The organism is Robbsia sp. KACC 23696 (assembly GCF_039852015.1).
Taxonomy (GTDB): domain Bacteria; phylum Pseudomonadota; class Gammaproteobacteria; order Burkholderiales; family Burkholderiaceae; genus Robbsia.
Window position 1 is genome coordinate 3,270,020 of sequence record NZ_CP156626.1, and the last position, 22,579, is coordinate 3,292,598.

Genomic DNA, 22,579 nt, shown 5'->3' on the forward strand with positions numbered 1-22,579 from the left:
CACCAGTGTAGAAAAAAAAAAATAAGCGAGGGAGCGACGTAAGTCGGACTGAAAGGACGGCAGATCTGCAATTTACGGCTTATCGAACGGTGGAAGACGAGAGCAGCGTATCCGGCGCAGTATGGTGAGCCAACAACGTATCGCTATCGTCCTTCAACTGCACGCCGGTGAGCTTGAGGCGGCGCGCCTCGGTCAATAGATGACACAGTTTGAAGGCGGCGGCAGGATAGGCCAGCCCTTCCGGGCGGACATTCGAGATGCAGTTGCGCATTGCATCGCTGGTGCCGCGGCGCGGCGCATACGTCAAATAAAGACCGAGACTGTCGGGCGAACTCAGGCCGGGTCGCTCACCAATCAAAATAACAACCAATCGCGCCCGCAGCAATGCCCCGACGTCATCGCCCAAGGCGACGCGCGACTGGGTTGCGACCACGACCGGGCCGATGCGCCAATCGGACAGGCTCGCGCGAACCTGTTGCAATAACGGTAGCGCATGCCGCGCGGCGGCCTGCGAAGACAAGCCGTCGGCAACGACAAAAACCACATCCCATAAATCGGCATTCTTGCCGTCGTTACCATGATGCTGATCGACGTACGCGCGCAGCGCATCCGCGCTGTCGTCGGACAGTCGGCGACCGAGATCCGGTCTACGCAGATATTCGAGACGATCCTTGGCCGCGCTGCATACGTCAAGCGTCGAAAAACCCGCGCCCTGCAATGCCTCGGCTAATGCCTTAGCGTCAAGCGGTTGGTGCACGGCATCGCGCGCCTGCGCATGCGCCAGATTGAATGCCAGTAGCGGCGCCGTCGGCATGCTGTTCCCGGCGCGGCCCAACGCAATGCGCGCATCGGTGAATTGGCGCAACGCATCCCATGGATTGACTTGGAGCGTCGATTTATCTCGCATTGGCATCTCCCTCGGGGCGCATCAGGCGTCGATCCACTGCTGCGCCAGCAGCGGTTGCGTCGGCGAAGCCGGCAAAATCCGCCCCGCTCGATCCGCAATGCGCATCGCCTCCAGCCATGCCTCGAACTCGGGAGCCCGTCCGAGACCCAGCACCGATCGCGCGTACAGCGCGTCGTGAAACGACGTGCTTTGATAGTTCAACATTACGTCATCGGCGCCAGGTACGCCCATGATGAAGTTGATACCAGCAACGCCGAGCAATGTCAGCAGGTTGTCCATATCGTCGGAATCCGCTTCCGCGTGATTCGTGTAGCAGATATCGCAACCCATCGGCACGCCAAGCAGCTTGCCGCAAAAGTGATCTTCGAGGCCTGCCCGCGTGATCTGTTTGCCGTTGTACAGGTATTCGGGACCGATGAAACCGACGACGGTATTGGTCAGCAAGGGCTTGAAGTGACGCGCGACGCCGTAAGCTCGCGCCTCGCACGTCTGTTGATCGACGCCGTGATGCGCGTCGGCCGACAGCGCACTGCCCTGCCCGGTTTCAAAATACATGACGTTGTCACCGACAGTGCCGCGATGCAGCGACAAACCCGCTTCATACGCTTCCTGGAGCAAGGAAAGGGTTACGCCGAAGCTCGTGTTCGCCTTTTCTGTACCGGCGATCGATTGAAAAACGAGATCGACGGGCGCACCGCGCTCGATGGCCTGAATCGTGTTGGTCACATGCGTGAGGACGCAAGTCTGCGTCGGCACATCGAAACGTTGCCGGAAAGCATCCATCATTTCGAGCAACGTCGTGATCGCGCTCAGGCTGTCCGTTGCCGGATTGATGCCGATCACCGCATCGCCGCAGCCGTACATCAGGCCATCCAGCATCGACGCGGCAATGCCACGCGCGTCGTCCGTAGGATGATTCGGCTGCAAACGTACCGCCATCCGGCCAGGCAGCCCCAATGTGTTTCGAAAACGCGTGATCACCGGCCGCTTCTTCGCGCCGAGGATCAGATCCTGATTGCGCATGATTTTCGAGACAGCGGCCACCATTTCCGGCGTCAGTCCCGCCGACACATTGCATATTGCCTCGGACGATGTGTCGTCGGAGAGAATCCATTCCCGCAAATCGCCAACCGTCAGATGCGAAATTGCATCGAAGGCCTTGGCGTCATGCGTATCGATGATCAAACGCGTGACTTCATCGTCCTCGTACGGAATCAATGCCTGCTGCAAGAAGGTTTTCAGCGGCACCGCCGCCAAGGCCATCTTGGCGGCAACGCGCTCTTCCTCGGATGCGGCGCTGAGGCCGGCAAGTTGATCGCCCGATCGCTCAGGTGTCGCCTTCGCCATCAAGGCAGGCAAGTCTGCAAAGACGTAGCGACGCTCGCCTATGGTTTCCGAGAAAGCCATCCTCTACTCCTGCGCGACGCTTAGTAGCAGCGTCGCCATTGCGCACTTACGCGATGTGGAACGGCACCGCACGCCATGCTGCCGAGCCGCCTTGCGCGATGATGTTGCTCGACCGCCCCCATCGTCGACTTAGTCCGTTCCCGCACCGGACTGCACGACCGGATTCGCGTGCAAATCGCGTTGTCGCCGCGTCGCCAGGAAATACGCGAAACCGATGGCCACGATAATGGCGAAGATGCACGCCACCAGCGCATTGAAGTACACCATCGTCACCAGACACAGGACCGCGGCACAGAGCGCAAAGGCGGGGAATACGGGAAACAACGGCGCCTTGTAGGGGCGTGCCATATTCGGCTCCGAGCGCCGCAATTTGAACAACGCCGCCATGCTGACGATGTACATCACGATAGCGCCGAACACAGACATCGTCACGATATTCGCCGTCAAGGTCTGGCCGGCGAACTGAATCAGATTATCACTATAGATGGCCGCGATGCCGATCACCCCGCCAGCCAAAATTGCCCGGTGCGGCGTCTTGAAGCGCGGATGGATCTTGGCCAAGGCCGGCGGCAGATAGCCGGCGCGGGCCAACGCGAAGATCTGCCGGGAATATCCCAGAATAATCCCGTGAAACGACGCAACCAGGCCAAACAAGCCGAGCCAGACCAACATATGCAGCCAATTGCTGTTCTCGCCGACGATGTATTTCATCGCCTGCGGCAACGGGTCGTTGATGTTCGATAGTTTCGTCCAGTCGCCGGCCGCGCCTGCAAACACCATGACGCCGATGGCAAGCAGCACCAGGGTAATGATGCCGGTGACATACGCGATCGGAATCGAGCGACGCGGATTACGCGCCTCCTCGGCAGCCATCGCCACGCCCTCGATGGCGAGGAAAAACCAGATGGCAAACGGAATGGCGGCAAAAATGCCGGAAAAACTGCCGAGCGAGAAGTGATCGGCCCCGGACCATCCCCCTTTGACGAAATGCGCCATCTCGAATCCGGGCGATACCACCCCCATAAAAACGAGCAGCTCGAAGATAGCCAGCACCGTCACGCACAATTCGAATGCAGCCGCCACCTGCACGCCAACGATGTTCAGCGCCATAAAAACGATATAGGCGCCGACGGCTGCGTTTTTGGGATCAAGGCCCGGAAACTGCACGTGCAGATAGGCTCCGATCGCAAGGGCGATTGCCGGTGGCGCGAAAACGAACTCGATTAGCGTCGCAATGCCGGCGATATAGCCGCCAACAGGGCCGAATGCGCGCCGGGCATAGGCAAACGGGCCGCCGGCATGCGGTATCGACGTGGTCAGTTCGGTAAAACTGAAAATGAAGGTCGCATACATCGCGGCGATGAAAATTGCCGTGACGAGAAAGCCGAGCGTGCCCGCCGAGGCCCAGCCATAGCTCCAGCCAAAATACTCGCCGGAAATGACGAGGCCTACGGCGATGCCCCATAGTTGCCAGGTTCCCAGCGTCTGCTTCAATGCTTGTGGCGCGGCGGGCATCGCCGCGCGAGCGTTCAAATCGGGCGTCATGGCATCCCCAAATAAGGCGCGATCTGGTCAAATCGCACACAAGCCGCATCGATGGCGGCAGAACCTGCCTCCGCGCAGGGAATGCCGCGCAGAGAACAGAATCGCTCGATTCGAACACGCTGAAATTTGAGACTGTTAGCGAAATTCGGCACAAATATGCGGACGATGGTCTGGGCAGCCCGGCTGCCAGGACACTCCCACTTGGGCCAAATCTTAGGACCGCGCATTGGCCGGATTGCGCCATGCGCCCAATCCCATGCTTCCTAACGCCTGGCCTGACGGATTTCCCGCTCCGTCGCCACGTCGAACGGGCTGTGCGTACAATCGCAAACATGCCGCGCGTCGCCGGACCGTGGCAAAAGCGTCGCTCGGCGCGAGGACAAGGCCGATAGGCGCGATGCAACCACCGCTTTGCAAACACAGAGGAATGCCTCATGCCTGAATCGGCTCCGTTGGCGGCCCGCCGTCGATCGCCTTCCGCAGAGAGAAATCGCGACCCGATATTGCACGTCCTGACGCGGGTTTTGCCGAGGTCGGGAACCGTGTTGGAAATCGCCAGCGGCACAGGGCAGCACGCCATCCATTTCGCGGCCGCACTGCCGGGCGTCACATGGCAGCCCAGCGACCCCGACACAGACGCACATGACTCCATCGAAGCCTGGCGACAGGATGCCGCCTTGCCGAATCTGGCACCGCCGCTGGCGCTCGACGTGCACACGTCGCCCTGGCCCTTGCCCACTGCGGCGACGCCGCTGTCAGCGGTGGTGTGCATCAATATGATTCACATCTCGCCATGGACGGCGGCGCAGGCGTTGTTCGACGGCGCGCGTCGGCATCTCGCCGCGGACGGGGTGCTGGTGCTGTATGGACCGTATAAGCGCGATGGACAGCACACCGCGCCGAGCAATGCCGCTTTTGATGCGCAGTTGCGCGCCAGCGATCCACGCTGGGGCATCCGGGATCTGGCAGACGTGGAGAAATTGGCGAACGCGGTCGGCCTCACACTGGGCGAGGTGATCGACATGCCGGCGAATAACCTCACCGTCGTCTTCCGCTACCCCCAATAGACAGGGAAGCCGGGGTCGGACGTAGAATGATTGCAGGTGTCGACGCGGCCCCGGCTCCGTCGGCTCTTTTCTTCCGTTTTCACTTTTTCGCAGGCACTCGAATTTATGAAGTCACTGAGCACATTCCTTCTGGCGGCAGCGTTCACCACATCGGCCTTCGCCGCAGCGCCTGCAACCGAGACGCTGCCGTCGGGCGTCGTCGTGCAACAACTGGTGCAAGGCACGGGCGCGCAGCCGAGCGCCACGGATAAGGTCACCGTGAACTATACGGGCACGCTGTCCGACGGGACCGTCTTTGACGCCTCCTCGCAGCACGGCGGTCCGGCGACCTTCGGTCTGAATCAGGTAATTCCGTGCTGGACGCAAGGCGTGCAGAAAATGAAGGTGGGCGGCAAGGCCAAATTGACCTGCCCCGCAGCAACGGCCTACGGTAGCCGCCAAGTCGGCCCGATTCCGCCGAACAGCGCATTGACGTTCGAAATCGATTTGCTGAAAGTCGGCGGCTAAACGGCCGCTTGTGAGTCGTCCCGCCCTCAATGCTTATAAGTACGCGGTACGATTTTTTCGTTATTCCTCTTAGAGTGGAGTGCGTCATGCCGGAAATCATCGTTTATGCAGCAGCAGGCCGCAGCGCGGAACAGAAGAAAGCACTGATGTCGGGCATCACGGAGGCGGTTGAAAAGGCGCTTCAGGTGCCGAAGGAATCGGTTGTCGTGTCGATCGTCGAAACGCCGAAAGCCGACAAGATGAAGGGCGGGGTGTTGTTCAGCGAGCGCTAAGCAGCGAGCCACTGCAAACAGGACGCGCAACGTATGAATCCCAAAGTCGACGCCTTCATTGCAAAAGCGACGAAATGGCAGCCTGCATTCGAGATCATGCGCGCATTGGCGTTGGAATGCGGGCTGAGTGAAGACATGAAATGGGGCCAGCCGTGCTACACGGCGGACGGCCGCAATATCGTCCTCTTTCACGGCTTCAAGGAATATTGCGCCTTCCTGTTTTTTAAGGGCGCTTTGTTGGCGGACCCCGAGCGGTTACTCGTTGCGCAGACTGAGAACACACAATCCGCGCGTCAGATACGTTTCACCGATTCGGCCCAGGTTGCCGCCGCGGCATCCGTGCTGAAGGCCTATATCCTGGAAGCCGTTCGCATCGAGGCGTCCGGGGTGAAGGTGGCGTTGAAGACCGTCGCCGATCACAGCATTCCAGCCGAATTTCAAACGCAGTTGGATGCTCGTGCCGATGTAAAGGCCGCCTTTGCGGCGCTGACACCCGGCCGGCAACGCGCCTACCTTCTCCACTTCTCCGCAGCGAAACAAACGAAGACGCGTGAAGCGCGGGTCGAGAAATGTATTCCGCTGATTCTGGCCGGGAAGGGCTTGAATGACGATTGATGACGTCGGTTGCCAGAACGGCAGGCGAAAATGACGAAGGCCCCGCGCAAGCGGGGCCTTCGTTTTATTTGGTGCCGGCTGCCAGACTCGAACTGACCACCTGATGATTACAAATCAACTGCTCTACCAGATGAGCTAAGCCGGCGGAAACGCGATTCTACTCGATTTTCGTGCTTATTTGACAACCTTCAGATGCGGTCGGCTCGGCGGCTTGGGATTGCCGTCGGAACCGTCGTCGCTTTCATGCGACGCACCGGCGTGATCACCCGAGTTTTCGGACGAATCAACCACCGCGGCCGGCTCGCCATCTCCCGCACCATCGCCGTCGATCGACTTCAACACCGTTTCCGGCCTGCGCTCCGACGGTACCGCCGACAAGGTCGTGTTGCCCTTCGCATCCGGCGGCGTCAAAGCCCGTGCGTCGTCGGACACCTCGTCGTCGGCGACTTCCGAGCCCGGGACGTCCGCATGCCCATCGGCGGCGTCCTCGACCGGGAAGGCCATGCCCTGCCCGTTCTCACGCGCATAGATCGCCAGCACATTGCTGACCGGCACTTCGATCTTGTGGGCCTTGCCGCTGAAACGCGCGTTGAATTCGATCCAGTCGTTCTTCATCTGCAACCCATTGGTCGCATCGAAGCTGATGTTCAACACAATTTCGCCATCCCGCACGAATTGCGTCGGCACGCGCGTGCGCTGGTCCACCCGCACCGCTATGTGCGGGGTGAACCCGTTGTCCGTGCACCACTCATACAGGGCACGCAACAAATAAGGTTTCGTCGACGTATCGGACATCCGTATTCCTCCGCGATCGTCACATCAGGTTGATTTGCGTCGCACGGTCAGTCTGATAACCCTACGACGTCGCCAGAATCCAGCACCGGCACCCGGACGGAAACCCGCCCCGAACGCCGCCGCTGGCCGGCGACATCACCCGACGATCAACGACGCATCACCTTCTCAGACGGCGTCAGTGCTTCGATGTAGGCCGGACGGCTGAAAATGCGCTCGGCATACTTCAGCAGCGGCGCGGCATTCTTCGACAACTCGATGCCGTAATGATCCAAACGCCACAGCAACGGCGCGATCGCGATGTCCAGCATCGAGTACTCGTCGCCCAGCATATGCTTGTTCTTCAGGAAAATCGGCGCCAATTGGGTCAAACGATCACGGATCGCCAGACGCGCACGCTCATGCGCCTTCTCCACGACCGCAGCCGCGTTGTCGCCGTCCTTCGAATTCGCCTTGTGGTTTTCGAGCGTATCGACGTGCGTGAACAACTCCTTCTCGAAATTCTGAAGGAACAACCGCGCACGCGCACGCTGCACCGGATCCGCCGGCATCAACTGCGGATGCGGGAAACGCTCGTCGATATACTCGTTGATGATGTTCGATTCATACAGAATCAAATCGCGCTCGACCAGGATAGGCACCTGACCGTACGGGTTCATCACCGCGATGTCTTCCGGCTTGTTGAACAAGTCCACATCACGGATTTCAAAATCCATGCCCTTCTCAAACAACACCAAACGGCAACGCTGCGAGAACGGGCACGTCGTGCCCGAATACAAAACCATCATGTCCGGAATCCTCTGAAAACCGAATGGGCAGGACTACACTACGGCCGGACATCGCTGTGTCGCCGTGAGCATGCCCCGCACCTCAGACGCGTATTATGCCTATTTGATTTGCAAAAGTCGCGCTTTTCCTTTAACGCGCCGTTATCTGCTTTTAAGTTCCAGCAAAAAATAAACAACGCCGCACGATCAGCCGATAACGTGAAATTCGGAAAATGCCCGATTCGGACACTTTTTCAACGTCATCACGCAGGTAGGAGCGCGCGTACCAGACGGGTCCGATGCCGTGCGTCGCTTACTTCAGGACTCGCCAATAAGCGCGTACCAAACCCCAGGCGGAAAGACAGAACAGCGCCAGGAAACCCAGCACCCAGGGACCGAGTCGGTGCCGCGTCAGCGCAGACGGGTCTGACATCCACCCCATATAAGCGACCAGATCCGACAGCGCCGCGTCGTACTGCGCCGCACTCATCGATCCTGGCGCCAACGACGTGAAACCGTCGAAGGTCTTCGTTGCGACCGCAGCAGCGGGGCCGCCCGCGCTCGAATCGACTGTCGAGATCTTGAAACGCGCCAGCCGCGGGCCATGCAGGCCGGCCAATATGTCAGGCATCGCCACGTTGGGAACCAGCAGATTGTTGCCCCCCATCGGGCGTGTGGGATCCGTATAGAACGCGCGCAAATAGGTGTACACCCAAGGCGCGCCCTGGCGCTGCACGATCAACGCCAAGTCAGGGGGTACGGCACCGAACGCCGCGACGGCGGCCGATGCCGGCATCGCCGCCGCCAGCGGCGCCGATAACGCGCTGCCGGACGCACTCAGTGTCTTGAGCAGTTCCTCGCGACTGAATCCCAGCGCCTGCAACTGCCCGATTCGTACCGACGATGCCGCATGGCAACTGACGCAATACGTGGCGTACATCTGCGCCCCGCGACGCAGCGCGGCCAGGTCGGCGCCCCGATCGATCGGCTGGACCAACGGGATCGGCGCCCATACCGTCTGCTGCGCGACGGAAGCGGCAGACGTCCCCGCGGCGGTATCGGCGGAAGGTGATGCCGATGCCGAGGTCGGTGCCGTAGCCTCGGCGGCATAGCTGTCAAACGTGACAACACTCAACAACACACTCAACGCCATCGCGACGGCACATTGAGGGCGCAGACTCGCCGCCAACCAGCGCGCCGCACGCACCACGCTCGCCGCCATGCAGGAAGCGCGCAAAAAAGCCCGCGCTACATAAAACACAGCCGAACGCCGCTTCGCCTTCATCGCTGCGCCCTCGGTTTGCCACCTTTGCCCGCCGGTATCATGCGATCCGAATCCCCATCACTGAGCCGCGCGGGCAAAGGCAAACACCTTCCACGCGCACTCCACCAAGGCATGCCCAGGAAGAACGCGAAATACACGCAACAACCCAGCTGCGACAAGGACGTTACCACGCCGCCGGAGGGCAAGCCGCCAAGGACACCGAGCCCAAGAAAGGCCAGCGCGACCGCTCCATACCAAACACGCTGAGACAAGGGACGATATCGAATCGATCGCACCGGCGCGCGATCGAGCCAAGGCACGGCACACCAGACACCTACCGCCCCGAGCATCAGCACGACGCCCCAAAGCTTGGCCTCCGTGGACAGCAGCGCCGCGATCAACAGCAAGGCGAGCATCGCGCGCACAACGCCGCGTCGGTGGCGCCCGATCGCGACCGCCTGGCGCGATGCCGATCGACGGCCGAGCGCGAGCAATCCGGTCAGCCCCCACAGCGCCGCTACCACGACCATGCCCCACTGGAATGGCTCGGTCACCGCGCGCAGGATCGCGTAGAACGGCATGAAGTACCAGACCGGCGTGATGTCGTCGGGTGTTTGCAGCGGATTCGCCGGAATCGCATTGTTCGGCTCGATGAAATACCCGTGCATCGTCGGCGCATAGAACACGATGAGCGCAAACAGGAACAGGAAAACTGCAGCGGCGAGGACATCCTTGACGACGAAGTAGGGATGGAAGGGCACGGTGTCGGCCTCCCGCGTCGCCACGCTTGCCGCATCGTCGCCGCGAGGCAGATCGATACCGTCGGGATTGTTCGAGCCGACCTGCCGCAGTGTCGTCAGATGCAGCACCACGATCAGCAGCAAGAGGATCGGCACCGCCACCACATGCAAGGCGAAAAAACGGTTCAACGTCGCATCGGACACCGTCGCATCGCCCCGAATCCACGTTGCAATCGCCCCGCCTACGCCCGGTATCGCCGAGAACAGATTGACGATGACCTGCGCGCCCCAATACGACATTTGCCCCCACGGCAGCAGATAGCCGAAGAATGCCTCGGCCATGACCAGCAGAAACGTCAGGCATCCCACCACCCAAACCAGTTCACGCGGACGCCGATAAGACCCGTAGATCAGGCCCCGGAACAAGTGCAGATACAACACGACGAAAAACAACGACGCGCCGGTCGTATGCACATAGCGGATCAACCAGCCCCAGCGCACTTCCCGCATGATCCGTTCGATCGATGCGAACGCCAGCCCGGCGTCGGGCTTGTAGTGCATCGTCAGGAACAGGCCGCTGACGTACTGAATCACCAGTACCAGGCTGGCCAACGAACCAAATACGTACCAGAAGTTCAAATTACGCGGCACGCGATAACCGCTCATATGCCTGCGCCAGAATGCGCGCACCGGCAGCCGCGCATCGATCCAACCGACGATGCCGGCATCGCTATCCACCGATCCATCGCTCATCGGCTGCGGGTTAAGACCGCTCTCGATGCGCGGACGGCAGTCGTCCTGGGCGTCACGTTCTCGACTTGAATTCACGCGGCCCCCTGCTCGTCGCGACCGATCACCAATTGCGTGGCCGAGGCGTACATATGCCGTGGGATATCCAGATTTTGTGGCGCCGGCTTGTTCTTGAACACGCGTCCCGCCAGATCGAAGGTCGAGCCATGGCAGGGGCATAGCCAGCCACCGGGCCAATCCGACGGAAGATTCGGTTGCGCGCCGGGCACGAACCGCGCCGACGGCGTGCAGCCCAAATGGGTGCAGATCCCCACCAGCACGACGATATCCGGCTGCTCGGCGCGCGACCGATACGGATTCGCGCAATAGGCGGGCAAGGGCATCGAATACGGGTGTCGGGTCAAGGGATCCGCCAGATCGGGGACCGCTGCCAGCACTTCCCGCATCATCTCGGGCGTGCGGCGCAGTACCCAGACCGGCTTGCCACGCCAGCGCACCGTCAGCATCTTGCCGGGAACCAATGTTCCGATATCGACCGTTACCGGTCCCGCCGCTTCCTGCACGGCCTCCGTCGGCGATAGCGACCGTACCAACGGAATCACCGCTACCACCCCACCTGCCGCCGCCAATGCGGTCGTGCTCGCCATCCAGACGCGGCGCTCTCGATCGATTCCCGCGGCCAGCCGCTCGCGACCATGAGACGCACCCGCGCCCACCCCATCATTGAGACCCGCTAGCTGGTCCGATACAGCGCGGGTCGGTCGAGCGAGCGGCCCTTTCGGGTCGGCGGCGCGTCGGGCGTCGGACGGGTCATCTGGATGCGGCATCGAATCCCAGGAAGTGAAGGGCGTCGGAGACGGCTCAGGCGCGCAAGGCGAACGGCGCAGGCCGTATCAGCGGGCGGGCGAGCTGAGCGAATCAGACAGGATTGAATACGTCGAAAAACTGGTGCGTGACACCGAACTGTTCGGCCAGATGCTCGCCGACCGCCTGCACACCGTATCGCTCGGTGGCATGGTGCCCCGCAGCAATATACGCCACACCGGTTTCGCGTGCGACGTGCGTCGTCTGCTCCGAGATTTCGCCACTGATATAGACGTCGACGCCCGCCGCCACGGCGTCCTCGAAATACCCTTGCGCCCCGCCGGTACACCACGCCACGCGTCGAACTTCGACCTGCGGATCGCCGATCACCAGCGGCGCACGCCCCAGCGTGTTCTCGACGTGCTTCGTCAGCGCTTCGAGCGTGACCGGGAACGGCAGCGCCGATGACCAGCCCATATCGTCGGGACCAAAGCGACCATCGGCGATCCAGCCGAGGCGTTTGGCCAACTGGACGTTATTGCCAAGCTCAGGATGCGAATCCAGCGGCAGGTGGTAGGCGAACAGGTTTACGTCGGCCAGCATCAGGCGACGCAAGCGCTCGGCCTTCATGCCTTTGATGGCCGGGCTCTCGTTCTTCCAGAAATAGCCGTGATGGACCAGGATAGCGTCGGCGCCCCATTCCAGCGCCTGGTCGAGCAATTCCAGCGACGCGGTGACGCCGGTGGCGAGCTTGCTCACCTTGCGACGCCCCTCTACTTGCAGGCCGTTCGGTGCGTAATCACGGAAGCGCCCGATTTCCAGTAGATTGTTCAGATACAATTCCAGTTCATTTCGGTCCACTATGCCGTCCACGATTCGATCCTCGATTCGATAAAAGCGTTCATTCGTCACATCGTTCTCACCCGAACATCTCGGAATTCAGGTCATTCGTCTCGATGCTCAAGCGCTGCTGGTTGTTGTTCGCACAGGCGGTCACCGTCCTGCTGGCCCTGCTCTTCGTGGTCACCACGTTGAAGCCGGAGTGGCTGCCGCATCGCGGCGGCGCCACGTATCCCGCTGCCGCCCCGGGCGCCGGCGCGGATACGGCCAACACCGCGTCTGACGCTGCCGGTCAGTCGGCAAACCCCGCACAGGGGCCACCATCGCTAGCCGATCAATTGTTGCATGGTCGGCATCAGCCCGACAGCGGCACGTCCTACGCCGATGCGGCGCAGAAAGCCATGCCGGCCGTCGTCAACGTCTACTCGACGAAGGGTGCGCCCAAGAGCAAGCCGCGCGATCCGCGGATGAACGACCCGCTCTATCGCTACCTCTACGGCAAGCACCGTCAGGAACGCGCCCCGTCGTCGAATCTCGGCTCCGGCGTCATCGTCAGCCCAGAAGGATACATCCTGACGAACCAACATGTGATCGACGGCGCCGACGAAATCGAGATCGCACTGGCCGACGGACGCAAGACGCACGCGAAAGTCATCGGTTCCGATCCGGATACGGACCTCGCCGTGCTGAAGATCGATCTGCCGCATCTGCCGACGATCAGCTGGGGCGATCTCGAGCACACGCGGGTAGGCGATGTCGTCCTGGCGATCGGCAATCCCTTCGCTGTCGGCGAGACGGTGACGATGGGCATCGTCAGCGCGCTCGGCCGCAATCACCTGGGCATCACGCCGTTCGAGAATTTTATCCAGACCGACGCGGCGATCAACCCCGGCAATTCGGGCGGCGCGCTGATCGATACCCAAGGCAATGTGATCGGCATCAATACGGCGATCTATTCGCGCAGCGGCGGCTCCCTCGGCATCGGCTTTGCCACGCCGGTGACGACGGCGCGGATGGTGCTCGAAAGCATCATCAAGACGGGCAGCGTCACGCGCGGCTGGATCGGCGTCGAGCCGCAAGACCTGACGCCGCAGGTGGCGCATGCCTTCCATCTCGATCAGCACAGCGGCGCCATCGTCGCCGGCCTGCTGCAGAACGGACCGGCCGACAAGGCGGGCATCCGTCCCGGCGATATTATCGTCGGCGTGAACGACACGAAAGTGACGGAGACCGTGTCTCTGCTCAATGCCGTCGCCCAGATTCTGCCGGGCACCGATGCGACCATGCACATTATCCGCAAGGGCAAGTCGATCGATATCACCGTCCAGATCGGCAAGCGCCCGCGCCCGCTGAAGTCCGCCAGCGACGACGAATAGCGACCGGGGCAACCATCGCCCCACGCCAATCGCGCGGACGCCTGTGGGCGCGCGCCAACGATGCGACGGGCGGCGCCTGACCGACAAGCCGAAACACAGTGGAGCGGGGAACAAGGCAGGGATGCGCGCGGAACAAGGCGCACCCGCTTCATCGGCGGCCCCGCGGTATCGCTGTATCGCGGCGGCCCGTTTGGAGGATCAGTCCCGCGGCACGGGCAGATTGTCACGCGAGGCATCGGCCTTGGGCGTGAAGAAACGCGCTGCGAGCAGGCCTACTTCGTACAGCAGCACCAGCGGCACGGCCAGAATCAACTGCGATACGACGTCAGGCGGCGTCACCACGGCTGAAATGACGAAGGCGCCGACGACGACGTACGGCCGGATTTCCTTCAGCTTCTTCAGCTCGACAAACCCCATCCGCACGACCAGCACGACGATGATCGGCACCTCGAAGGTGACACCGAAACACAGGAACATCGTCAGCGCGAAGCTGAGATAGTTATCGATGTCCGTGGTCATTTCCGCGCCGAGTGGCGCGTTGTAGTGCGCCATGACCCGGAAGATCGTCGGAAATACGACGAAGTAGGCGAACGCCATGCCGCACAGAAACAGAAAGTAGCTGCTGCTGACCAAGGGCATGATCAAGCGCTTTTCATGCTGGTACAACCCCGGCGCGACAAAGGCCCAGAGCTGATACAGCACGATCGGCAAGGCGATGACGAAGGCGACCATCATCGTCACCTTCATCGGCACGAAGAACGAGCCGGTCACGTCGGTGACGATCATCTTGCCGCCTGCCGGCAGGTTCTGCAGCAGCGGTCGCGCCAGAAGCTTGAAGATTTCCGGCGCCCAGTAGACGAGGCTGACGAAAACGACGATGACGGCAATGCCCGCGCGGATGATCCGATCCCGCAACTCGACCAGATGCGAAATGAAGCTTTCCTCGCCTACGGTACCGTCTTGCGATGCTTGTTGTGATTTGTTCGGGTCGCTCACGCCTGCCTCGCGCCTACTGCAATGCTTTTGGAAACCACGTCTGAAAGACCCCGGTCAGAGAAAACGCGTCGGCGGACGGTCGCTATCCACGGCCCGATGACGCGCGACACGCGCGGCGCCCGACTGCAGTTGGGAACGGACCCCTTGTGCACGCTTGTACCACACCGGCGGCGTGGTCTGTTTGATGCGCCAGTTACGGCGACGCACCGGCAGCGACGCGCCGTACCGCAAGCCGTCGGCGCCATCGTGACGGGCGGCATCGCTGGCCGCCAGATTGCTCGCATGCTCCGCCGCCGGCAGCGACGAGCCGCCGAACGGCACATGCGCGCCAGTATCGGTTTCGTCGTAGACGCTATAGCCGGAGGGATTGACGGCGGCGCCGTCGACGATGTTCTCGGGCTGGTGAATCGTTGCAGCCGTGCCCGGTCCGGGCTCCGGCGACAAAGACCGCCAGGTATCGTTCAACGACGATTCCGTCTCGCGAACCGAAGAGCCGATCCCGCGCAGTGAATCCTCGGTCTCGCGCATATGCGTGTTGACCGAGCCATGCATATTGCGCGCGGCGTCCTCGAACTCGGTCTTGGCCGCCTTCAAGTCGGCCATGTCCATTTCCCGCGCCACCTCGGACTTGACGTCGTTGATATAGCGTTGCGCGCGACCCAGCAACAGGCCGGCGGCGCGTGCCACGCGGGGCAAGCGTTCCGGCCCGATCACGACAAGCGCAACAACGCCGATGATCGCAAGTTTTGACAATCCAAGATCAAGCATGGCGTTTTGTGGCGTACTTTATGGCGTTGACGTGGAGAAGCCCCACGGTGGAACCGGTGCGCGAGACGCAACCGTCCCGGCACCCAGGCGGCATGACAGCCGCAATCCCTGGCATGGCGCAACCGTCCAACGCAGATTCGGCGTCATGGTCTCTTTCAACGATGACACCGTCGCAGCGAAACCCCTCCCCAGACAAGACGCCGGGGCTCGCGCGGCCAATCGTCCCGCCATTGGCCGCACACCGCTCAGTGCTGGCTGCTGCGCTCTTTCGCGTCGACGTCGACGGTGTCCTTCGCGCGCGCGATCGACTCGCTACGCTGCGCGCCGTCGCTGCTCGCCGGTGTGTCGGCGTCCTTCATGCCTTCCTTGAAGCCCTTGACCGCGCCACCCAGGTCGGAACCCATATTGCGCAGCTTCTTCGTGCCGAAAACCAAGGCCACGATGACCAGTACGATCAGCCAATGCCAAATACTCAGCGAACCCATTACCCTTCTCCGATTACTTCTCGCCGAAGCGGCGGGAAGCCTTACCTGCCCCGTGTTGCGTGCCTGCCCAACCTTACCACTGCCTTGCGGCGCCACGGACTATGCCACAGGAGAAAAAACCCTGTCGCGTGATCGTGTTACGCACGCAACGGCGTCTGGACCAGCATCTTCACAGTACGCCCTCAGCTCATCCGTGTCCAAGGACGCGGACCGCCGAGAATATGCGCGTGCAAATGATATACCTCTTGTCCGCCATTCGGGCCCGTATTGATTACAGTCCTGAAACCGGTCTCGCCGCCCGTGTAGGCACAACCGAGTTCGGCCGCCAGGCGGGACGTCAGGACGAGCATTCTACCAAGCAACGGCGCGTCCTCCTCGGTCACCGCCGAGAGCGTTTCGATATGCCGCTTTGGGATCACCAGCGCATGCGTCGGCGCGGCCGGACGGATGTCGTGGAAAGCATAGAACTCGTCGTCCTCGAAGATCTTCTTGCTCGGAATCTCTCCGCGGACGATTTTGCAGAAAATACAGTCGTGTTCGCTCATCGGTCCCTCGATCAGGCTTGCAATAGTGTGTCGTGCTGCGCGGCCGGCATACGCTCAGATCCAGCGCCCGCTTACCGGTTTGCTTTCCAACAGCCGCAACCACCCCTTCCCACAACGGTAGATATACCAGATCCAGACGACAACCAGCAGCCCGGCACCCAAATGGCTCCACCACAACGACCAGCCGATCATATTGCCGACCAGTGCCCACCAAAAAGTGCGCGTCCGCCACGCCGAGTGAGACTCGTACAGGGTGCCCCGCATGGCCGAACGTCGGACATAGTCGATGATGACCGCGACGATGCCGGCAACGCCCGCGGTAAAAAGGCTGATGACGTATAAGGCGTAAAGTATATGAGACAGGGTGCGCAGGGTCGCCACTTCGTCGGCGTTTTGCGGGCCGCGCTGGAAACTGCCGCCCGCCGCGCCGAATCCGCCGTCGTACGGTCCGCGCGGACCGTTACCGCCGGCGCCGCTGCCATCGAAGCCGCGGCTGCCGAAACGACCGGCGTCGCCGCTTGCATCGGCGTCGGCAGCGCCGTGACGCGCATGGTCGCCCTGCCGTCGGGCGCGATCGTCCACAACGACTTCGCTGACGATCTCGACCGTTTCCGCTTCCCGCTTCCTGCGTTCGAATTCGTTCATCTGCCTCTGGCTCCCGTCAGTGACCGGATTGCTCGCGTTCCTTCACCTTGCGCAGCGCTTTTTCTTCCAGACCGGAGAGGCCCTCGCGCCGCGCCAGTTCCGCGATCACGTCGCTTGGCGACAGGTCGAATCGCGACAGTGCGATCAGGCAATGAAACCATAGATCCGCCACTTCCCCGACCAACCCTGCGGGTGCCGCGCCATGACGCACATCCTTGGCTGCCATGACGACTTCGCACGCTTCTTCGCCGATCTTCTTCAAGATCGCGTCGTCGCCCTTGTGAAAAAGGCGTGCGACATACGATGCATCGGGATCGCCGCCCTTGCGGCCATCGATCGTCGCACCCAGCCGCGCCAATACGTCGGTCAAGGCCATGCTGTCCGATACGGGGGAGGCTGCGTCCGACAACGGGGTCGTCGACGCTTTGTCATTGCTCATTTGTAGATCTGCTCCGGGTCCTTCAGGACGGGCTCGACGCTGACCCAGCCGCCGGTTTCCACATCCCCTTGGAATTGCTGGAAAAAGCACGAATGCCGGCCGGTGTGGCAGGCGATGCCGGACACTTGCTCGACTTTCAGCAGCACGACGTCCTCGTCGCAATCCAGACGGATATCGTGCACATGCTGGACATGTCCCGATTCCTCGCCCTTGAACCACAGGCGCTTGCGTGAACGGGAGTAGTAGACCGCGCGGCGGAGCTCGACGGTTTTCGCCAATGCGTCGCGGTTCATCCACGCGAACATCAGGACGTCGTTGCTTTGATGGTCCTGCGCGATCACCGGCACCAGGCCGGCGGCATCCCATTTGACGCTGTCGAGCCAGGCCGGCGAAGTCGGCGCATCGGTCGAGGCATTTTCTGCAGTGAGCTTGTCCATCATCAGATCTCGGTGTCCGGCGCGCGTGGCGCGCCGTTCGGCAGGTCGGCATCGGCGCGCCTCGACGCCGGGGAAGCGTCAAGGCCCTTCAGGGCATGGCGCTTACAAACGCACCGGAATGCCCCGCTCCGCCATGAAGCGCTTGGCCTCACCGACGGAATATTCGCCATAGTGGAAGATACTGGCCGCCAGCACGGCGTCGGCATGGCCTTCGGTAATCCCTTCGGCCAGATGCGCCAGATTGCCCACGCCGCCCGAGGCGATCACCGACACGGACACCGCATCGGAGACGGCTCGCGTCAGTGCGAGGTCGAAGCCACGCTTCGTCCCATCCTGATCCATGCTGGTCAGCAAGATTTCACCGGCGCCCAATTGCGCCATCTTCACCGCCCACTCCACCGCGTCGAGCCCGGTGGCGCGGCGGCCGCCATGCGTAAATACTTCCCAGCGCGGCGCGGCGTCGGCCGCATCGTCCACGACGCGCTTGGCATCGATCGCGACGACGATGCACTGCGAGCCGTACTTGTCCGCCGCATCGGCGACCAGTTGCGGGTTCGCGATGGCCGACGAATTGACGCTGATCTTGTCCGCGCCCGCGTTCAGCAAGCGCCGATAGTCCTCGACCGCGCGGACGCCACCGCCCACGGTCAGCGGGATGAAGACCTGCGAGGCAACCGCCTCGATGATCGGCAAAATCAAGCCGCGCTCATCCGAGCTCGCCGTGATATCGAGGAAGGTCAGTTCGTCGGCCCCCTCGGCATCGTAGCGACGCGCAATCTCCACCGGGTCGCCTGCATCGCGCAACTCGAGAAAGTTGACGCCCTTGACGACCCGGCCGGCATTGACATCGAGGCAGGGGATGATGCGTTTCGCGAGCGCCATCGCCCTCAACCCCCGACGCCGTTCGCGCCGCTCAGTTCGTCGGCGCGCACCTGCGCCGCGGCGAAGTCCAGATCGCCGGAATAGATCGCACGGCCGCAGATCACGCCTTGCACGCCGTCCGGCTCGGCGCCGCACAGCGCGTCGATGTCGGCCATGTTCGACAAGCCGCCGCTGGCAATCACGGGGATCTTCACCGCGCGCGCCAGACGGACCGTCGCTTCCATGTTCAAGCCTTGCAGCATGCCATCGCGACCGATATCGGTGTAGATGATGCCTTCACAGCCGTAGTCCTCGAACTTGCGCGCCAGATCGACCACTTCATGCCCGGTCAACTTGCTCCAGCCGTCCGTCGCGACCTTGCCGTCCTTCGCGTCCAGGCCGACGATGACGTGCCCGGCAAACGCCGTACACGCATCTTTCAAAAAGCCCGGGTTTTTCACCGCGGCGGTGCCGATGATCACGTACGACAGACCGTCGTCGAGGTAGCGCTCGATCGTGTTCAGATCGCGGATACCGCCGCCCAGCTGCACCGGGATGTCGCTACCGACCTCCTGAATGATCGCGCGGATGGCATCCTCGTTGCGCGGCTTGCCGGCAAACGCACCGTTCAAGTCCACGAGGTGGAGTCGGCGGGCACCCTGATCGACCCAATGCCGCGCCGCGGCAGCGGGGTCTTCATTGAAAACGGTGACCTGGTCCATGTCGCCTTGCTTGAGGCGGACACACTGACCGTCCTTGAGATCGATGGCCGGAATGAGCAGCATAAAATCGGTAAACGTAGCGGTTCGAGAAAGTCCGTCGTCCGCCCTGTCGGCAGATGCGCGCGCCCCAGCGGGCACGGTATCCGTCCGGGAACGGGGCGGCATGGACTGCATGGACTGCGATAACACTGCGCGACCCGACATCCGGGACCGCGCGTCAGAACCTTATCGGTGCGGCTGCCAATCGACGAAGTTGCGATAGAGCCGTAACCCGGCTTCCGCACTCTTCTCCGGATGGAACTGCGTCGCGAAGATATTCCCACGCGCCACCGCCGAGGTGAAAGGCGTGCCGTACTCGGTCACCCCTACCGCGTCCTCGACATGGGCCGGTTCCACATAATAGCTATGAACGAAGTAAAAATATGCATCGTCCGGAATGCCATCCCACAGGGGATGTGACACCGCCTGACGCACGCGGTTCCATCCCATTTGCGGCGTCTTGTAACGCGAGCCGTCGCTCTGCACTTGACCGTCGAGCTGAAAACGCACGACACGCCCCGACAGCAGGCCAAGACCCGGCGTGTTGCCTTCCTCGCTGACGTCGAACAGCATCTGTTCGCCGACGCAGACGCCCAGCAGCGGCTTGTGCTGCGCGGCCTCGACGACGGCGGCTTGCAGACCCGATTCGCGCAGCGAACGCATGCAGTCCGGCATCGCACCCTGACCCGGCAGGACGATACGATCGGCCGCCGCGATTTCGGCAGGCGCCGTCACCAGTCGAACATCGGCCTCCGGCGCGGCATGCCGCACCGCCTGTGCAACCGAGCGCAAATTGCCCGAGCCGTAGTCGACGATCGCGATGATCTTGCTCATAGGCTGCCCTTCGTCGAGGGAATCTGTCCGGCAGCGCGCTCGTCCAGCGTCACCGCCATGCGCAAGGCGCGACCGAAAGCCTTGAACACCGTCTCCACCTGATGGTGGGCGTTCAAACCGCGCAGATTGTCGATATGCAGCGTCACGCCGGCATGGTTGACGAAACCGCGGAAGAATTCGATCGTCAGGTCGACATCGAAGGTGCCGACCCGGGCGCGCGTGAACGGCACGTGAAATTCGAGACCCGGGCGGCCGGAGAAGTCGATCACGACGCGCGACAGGCACTCGTCCAGCGGCACGTAGGCATGGCCGTAGCGCGTGATGCCCTTGCGGTCGCCGATCGCCTGCGCGACGGCCTGACCCAAGGTGATGCCGACGTCCTCGACCGTATGGTGATCGTCGATATGCGTGTCGCCCTTTGCCTCCACTTCCAGATCGACGAGCCCGTGGCGCGCGATCTGGTCCAGCATGTGGTCGAGGAAAGGCACGCCGGAGGCCAAGGCCGGGCGGCCGGTGCCGTCCAGGTTCAGCTTCACTCGGATTTGCGTCTCGCTGGTATTGCGGACGACTTCGGCGGTACGCATGATCTTCTGCTCTAAATTAGACGACATCGGGGAAACCACGGGCGAAACGGTCAATCAGGACGGCGCGACCTGCGCGCCATCAGGACATGCGGCAAGGCATTCCCGCCGCCCTGTGCGCATTCTACTTGCTCTGCAGCCCTTCAATACGCAACTCGGCGCTGCGGGCGTGCGCTTGCAGACCTTCACCGTACGCCAATTCGGCGGCGATACGGCCCAGCGTTACCGCCCCGCCTTCGCTGACCTGGATCAGGCTCGAGCGCTTGATGAAATCGTACACGCCCAGCGGCGACGAGAAACGGGCCGTGCGCGACGTCGGCAGAACATGGTTCGGTCCCGCGCAGTAGTCACCGATGCTTTCGCTGCTGAAGCGACCGAGGAAGATCGCGCCGGCATGCCGGATGCGATCGGCCCACTGCTGCGGGGCCTCGGCGGAAATTTCCAAATGCTCCGGCGCGATCTGGTTGGCGATGTCGCAGGCTTCGGCCATATCGCGCACCTTGACCAGCGCGCCCCGCCCTTCCAAGGAAGCGCGGATCGTGTCGCGACGCGGCATCGCATCGAGCAGCGCGTTCAGCGAGGCTTCCACGCGCGCGATATAGGCGTCGTCCGGGCACAACAGGATCGATTGCGCCAGTTCGTCGTGCTCGGCCTGCGAGAACAGATCCATCGCCACCCAATCCGGATCGGTGGTGCCGTCGCAGATCACGAGGATTTCCGACGGCCCGGCGATCATGTCGATACCCACGGTGCCGAACACCCGACGCTTCGCGCACGCCACGTAGGCATTGCCCGGGCCGACGATCTTGTCGACCGGGGGCACCGTCTGCGTGCCGTAAGCCAGCGCGCCGACAGCCTGCGCGCCACCGATCGTGAAGACGCGGTGCACGCCGCCCAGACGCGCGGCCGCCAGGACCAACTCGTTACGCACGCCATCGGGCGTGGGCACGACCATGACGATCTCGCCGACGCCGGCAACCGAGGCCGGCATTGCGTTCATCAACACCGACGACGGATAGGCCGCCTTGCCGCCCGGCACGTAAATGCCGACGCGATCGAGCGGCGTCACCTTCTGGCCCAGCACCGTGCCGTCGGCCTCCGTGTACTGCCAGCCGTGAATGCCGCATTCGGCTTTCTGCCGTTCATGGTACGCCCGCACTCGCTCGGCGGCGGTTTCCAACGCCGCACGGCGTACCGGATCGAGTCCCGCCAAGGCCGCATCGAGCGCCGATTGCGGCAATTCGAGCGCCGCCATATCGGGCGCGTTCGTGCCGTCGAGCCGATCGAAGCGGCGCGTGTAATCGAGCACGGCCGCGTCGCCGCGCGTCTTCACGTCCGCCAGGATGCCGGCCACCGCCTGATCGATGGCCGCGTCGTCGGCCGCCTCGAACGCCAACACGGCGGCCAGCGCTGCATCGAAGTCCGGTGCGCGCGAATCCAATTTGCGAATTGTCAGTGCCATTGTCATACCCATCGCTACCGATTTACCCGATACCCGCCCATCTGCCTACGCTGTTCCGCCCTTGCGGCGCACCGGTTCAGGCCAGACGCAGGCCACATGGCCTGTCCTCATT

General features: G+C 62.3%; 26 protein-coding genes and 1 tRNA gene. 5 read left to right on the top strand and 22 right to left on the bottom strand.

Annotated features, from left to right (window positions below; genetic code table 11):
* Positions 1–79: 79 nt before the first annotated feature.
* The 3 genes from eutC to eat all read right to left on the bottom strand — a co-directional run bounded on the left by eutC (position 80) and on the right by eat (position 3,859).
* Positions 80–907 (bottom strand): ethanolamine ammonia-lyase subunit EutC, encoded by an 828-nt coding sequence (eutC, locus tag ABEG21_RS13690; RefSeq protein ID WP_347555086.1) that lies wholly within the window; start codon positions 905–907, stop codon positions 80–82.
* Positions 908–928: 21 nt separating this feature from the next.
* Complete coding sequence (locus ABEG21_RS13695) at positions 929–2,314, bottom strand: ethanolamine ammonia-lyase subunit EutB (RefSeq protein WP_347555087.1); 1,386 nt, start codon at positions 2,312–2,314, stop codon at positions 929–931.
* A 129-nt stretch (positions 2,315–2,443) separates the two neighbouring features.
* Positions 2,444–3,859, bottom strand: a complete 1,416-nt coding sequence (eat, locus tag ABEG21_RS13700; protein WP_347555088.1) for an ethanolamine permease — start codon at positions 3,857–3,859, stop codon at positions 2,444–2,446.
* Between the two features lie 434 nt (positions 3,860–4,293).
* Here eat and ABEG21_RS13705 point away from each other — a divergent pair, with 434 nt between their 5' ends.
* From ABEG21_RS13705 to ABEG21_RS13720, 4 genes are all read left to right on the top strand, one after another.
* Positions 4,294–4,926 (top strand): DUF938 domain-containing protein, encoded by a 633-nt coding sequence (locus tag ABEG21_RS13705; RefSeq protein WP_347555089.1) that lies wholly within the window; start codon positions 4,294–4,296, stop codon positions 4,924–4,926.
* A gap of 105 nt (positions 4,927–5,031) precedes the next feature.
* Positions 5,032–5,433, top strand: a complete 402-nt coding sequence (locus ABEG21_RS13710) for an FKBP-type peptidyl-prolyl cis-trans isomerase (RefSeq protein ID WP_347555090.1) — start codon at positions 5,032–5,034, stop codon at positions 5,431–5,433.
* A gap of 86 nt (positions 5,434–5,519) precedes the next feature.
* The gene (locus ABEG21_RS13715) at positions 5,520–5,705 is read left to right on the top strand and encodes a tautomerase family protein (protein WP_347555091.1); all 186 of its coding nucleotides are present in this window, start codon (positions 5,520–5,522) and stop codon (positions 5,703–5,705) included.
* A 33-nt stretch (positions 5,706–5,738) separates the two neighbouring features.
* Positions 5,739–6,320 (top strand): DUF1801 domain-containing protein, encoded by a 582-nt coding sequence (locus ABEG21_RS13720; protein ID WP_347555092.1) that lies wholly within the window; start codon positions 5,739–5,741, stop codon positions 6,318–6,320.
* Between the two features lie 69 nt (positions 6,321–6,389).
* Here ABEG21_RS13720 and ABEG21_RS13725 read toward each other — a convergent pair.
* The 7 genes from ABEG21_RS13725 to ABEG21_RS13755 all read right to left on the bottom strand — a co-directional run bounded on the left by ABEG21_RS13725 (position 6,390) and on the right by ABEG21_RS13755 (position 12,298).
* Positions 6,390–6,465: transfer RNA gene (locus tag ABEG21_RS13725), tRNA-Thr, on the bottom strand.
* A 29-nt stretch (positions 6,466–6,494) separates the two neighbouring features.
* On the bottom strand, positions 6,495–7,115 hold the full coding sequence (locus ABEG21_RS13730) for a ClpXP protease specificity-enhancing factor (protein ID WP_347555093.1): 621 nt from the start codon (positions 7,113–7,115) through the stop codon (positions 6,495–6,497).
* Between the two features lie 146 nt (positions 7,116–7,261).
* A complete protein-coding gene (locus ABEG21_RS13735; RefSeq protein ID WP_347555094.1) occupies positions 7,262–7,900 on the bottom strand; it encodes a glutathione S-transferase N-terminal domain-containing protein in 639 nt (212 codons plus the stop codon).
* A 292-nt stretch (positions 7,901–8,192) separates the two neighbouring features.
* Positions 8,193–9,116 (bottom strand): cytochrome c1, encoded by a 924-nt coding sequence (locus tag ABEG21_RS13740; RefSeq protein WP_347555095.1) that lies wholly within the window; start codon positions 9,114–9,116, stop codon positions 8,193–8,195.
* A 44-nt stretch (positions 9,117–9,160) separates the two neighbouring features.
* Positions 9,161–10,636 (bottom strand): cytochrome bc complex cytochrome b subunit, encoded by a 1,476-nt coding sequence (locus ABEG21_RS13745; RefSeq protein ID WP_347556801.1) that lies wholly within the window; start codon positions 10,634–10,636, stop codon positions 9,161–9,163.
* Between the two features lie 71 nt (positions 10,637–10,707).
* Positions 10,708–11,280: a ubiquinol-cytochrome c reductase iron-sulfur subunit gene (gene petA / locus ABEG21_RS13750; RefSeq protein ID WP_347556802.1), complete on the bottom strand. Its 573-nt coding sequence runs from the start codon at positions 11,278–11,280 to the stop codon at positions 10,708–10,710.
* 271 nt (positions 11,281–11,551) lie between these two features.
* Complete coding sequence (locus ABEG21_RS13755; RefSeq protein ID WP_347556803.1) at positions 11,552–12,298, bottom strand: Nif3-like dinuclear metal center hexameric protein; 747 nt, start codon at positions 12,296–12,298, stop codon at positions 11,552–11,554.
* A 95-nt stretch (positions 12,299–12,393) separates the two neighbouring features.
* Here ABEG21_RS13755 and ABEG21_RS13760 point away from each other — a divergent pair, with 95 nt between their 5' ends.
* On the top strand, positions 12,394–13,653 hold the full coding sequence (locus ABEG21_RS13760; protein ID WP_347555096.1) for a trypsin-like peptidase domain-containing protein: 1,260 nt from the start codon (positions 12,394–12,396) through the stop codon (positions 13,651–13,653).
* Between the two features lie 198 nt (positions 13,654–13,851).
* Here the strand turns inward: ABEG21_RS13760 and tatC are convergent, their stop codons facing one another.
* The 12 genes from tatC to hisD all read right to left on the bottom strand — a co-directional run bounded on the left by tatC (position 13,852) and on the right by hisD (position 22,467).
* Complete coding sequence (gene tatC / locus ABEG21_RS13765; protein WP_347555097.1) at positions 13,852–14,649, bottom strand: twin-arginine translocase subunit TatC; 798 nt, start codon at positions 14,647–14,649, stop codon at positions 13,852–13,854.
* Between the two features lie 54 nt (positions 14,650–14,703).
* Positions 14,704–15,402, bottom strand: coding sequence for a twin-arginine translocase TatA/TatE family subunit (locus ABEG21_RS13770; RefSeq protein ID WP_347555098.1), 699 nt, complete (start codon positions 15,400–15,402; stop codon positions 14,704–14,706).
* Between the two features lie 260 nt (positions 15,403–15,662).
* The gene (gene tatA / locus ABEG21_RS13775; protein ID WP_347555099.1) at positions 15,663–15,902 is read right to left on the bottom strand and encodes a Sec-independent protein translocase subunit TatA; all 240 of its coding nucleotides are present in this window, start codon (positions 15,900–15,902) and stop codon (positions 15,663–15,665) included.
* A gap of 182 nt (positions 15,903–16,084) precedes the next feature.
* Positions 16,085–16,447, bottom strand: coding sequence for a histidine triad nucleotide-binding protein (locus tag ABEG21_RS13780; protein ID WP_347555100.1), 363 nt, complete (start codon positions 16,445–16,447; stop codon positions 16,085–16,087).
* A gap of 54 nt (positions 16,448–16,501) precedes the next feature.
* Positions 16,502–17,092 (bottom strand): hypothetical protein, encoded by a 591-nt coding sequence (locus ABEG21_RS13785; protein ID WP_347555101.1) that lies wholly within the window; start codon positions 17,090–17,092, stop codon positions 16,502–16,504.
* Between the two features lie 16 nt (positions 17,093–17,108).
* Positions 17,109–17,468 (bottom strand): phosphoribosyl-ATP diphosphatase, encoded by a 360-nt coding sequence (locus ABEG21_RS13790; protein WP_347556804.1) that lies wholly within the window; start codon positions 17,466–17,468, stop codon positions 17,109–17,111.
* A gap of 59 nt (positions 17,469–17,527) precedes the next feature.
* Entirely contained in the window at positions 17,528–17,968 is a 441-nt protein-coding gene (hisI, locus tag ABEG21_RS13795; RefSeq protein ID WP_347556805.1) for a phosphoribosyl-AMP cyclohydrolase, read from the bottom strand.
* 102 nt (positions 17,969–18,070) lie between these two features.
* On the bottom strand, positions 18,071–18,850 hold the full coding sequence (gene hisF, locus ABEG21_RS13800; RefSeq protein WP_347555102.1) for an imidazole glycerol phosphate synthase subunit HisF: 780 nt from the start codon (positions 18,848–18,850) through the stop codon (positions 18,071–18,073).
* 5 nt (positions 18,851–18,855) lie between these two features.
* A complete protein-coding gene (gene hisA / locus ABEG21_RS13805) occupies positions 18,856–19,614 on the bottom strand; it encodes a 1-(5-phosphoribosyl)-5-[(5-phosphoribosylamino)methylideneamino]imidazole-4-carboxamide isomerase (protein WP_347555103.1) in 759 nt (252 codons plus the stop codon).
* 162 nt (positions 19,615–19,776) lie between these two features.
* Complete coding sequence (gene hisH / locus ABEG21_RS13810) at positions 19,777–20,424, bottom strand: imidazole glycerol phosphate synthase subunit HisH (RefSeq protein ID WP_347555104.1); 648 nt, start codon at positions 20,422–20,424, stop codon at positions 19,777–19,779.
* Positions 20,421–21,008 (bottom strand): imidazoleglycerol-phosphate dehydratase HisB, encoded by a 588-nt coding sequence (gene hisB / locus ABEG21_RS13815; RefSeq protein ID WP_347556806.1) that lies wholly within the window; start codon positions 21,006–21,008, stop codon positions 20,421–20,423. The genes hisH and hisB overlap by 4 nt, the downstream gene beginning before the upstream one ends.
* 121 nt (positions 21,009–21,129) lie before the next feature.
* Positions 21,130–22,467, bottom strand: a complete 1,338-nt coding sequence (gene hisD / locus ABEG21_RS13820; RefSeq protein ID WP_347555105.1) for a histidinol dehydrogenase — start codon at positions 22,465–22,467, stop codon at positions 21,130–21,132.
* Positions 22,468–22,579: the final 112 nt, after the last annotated feature.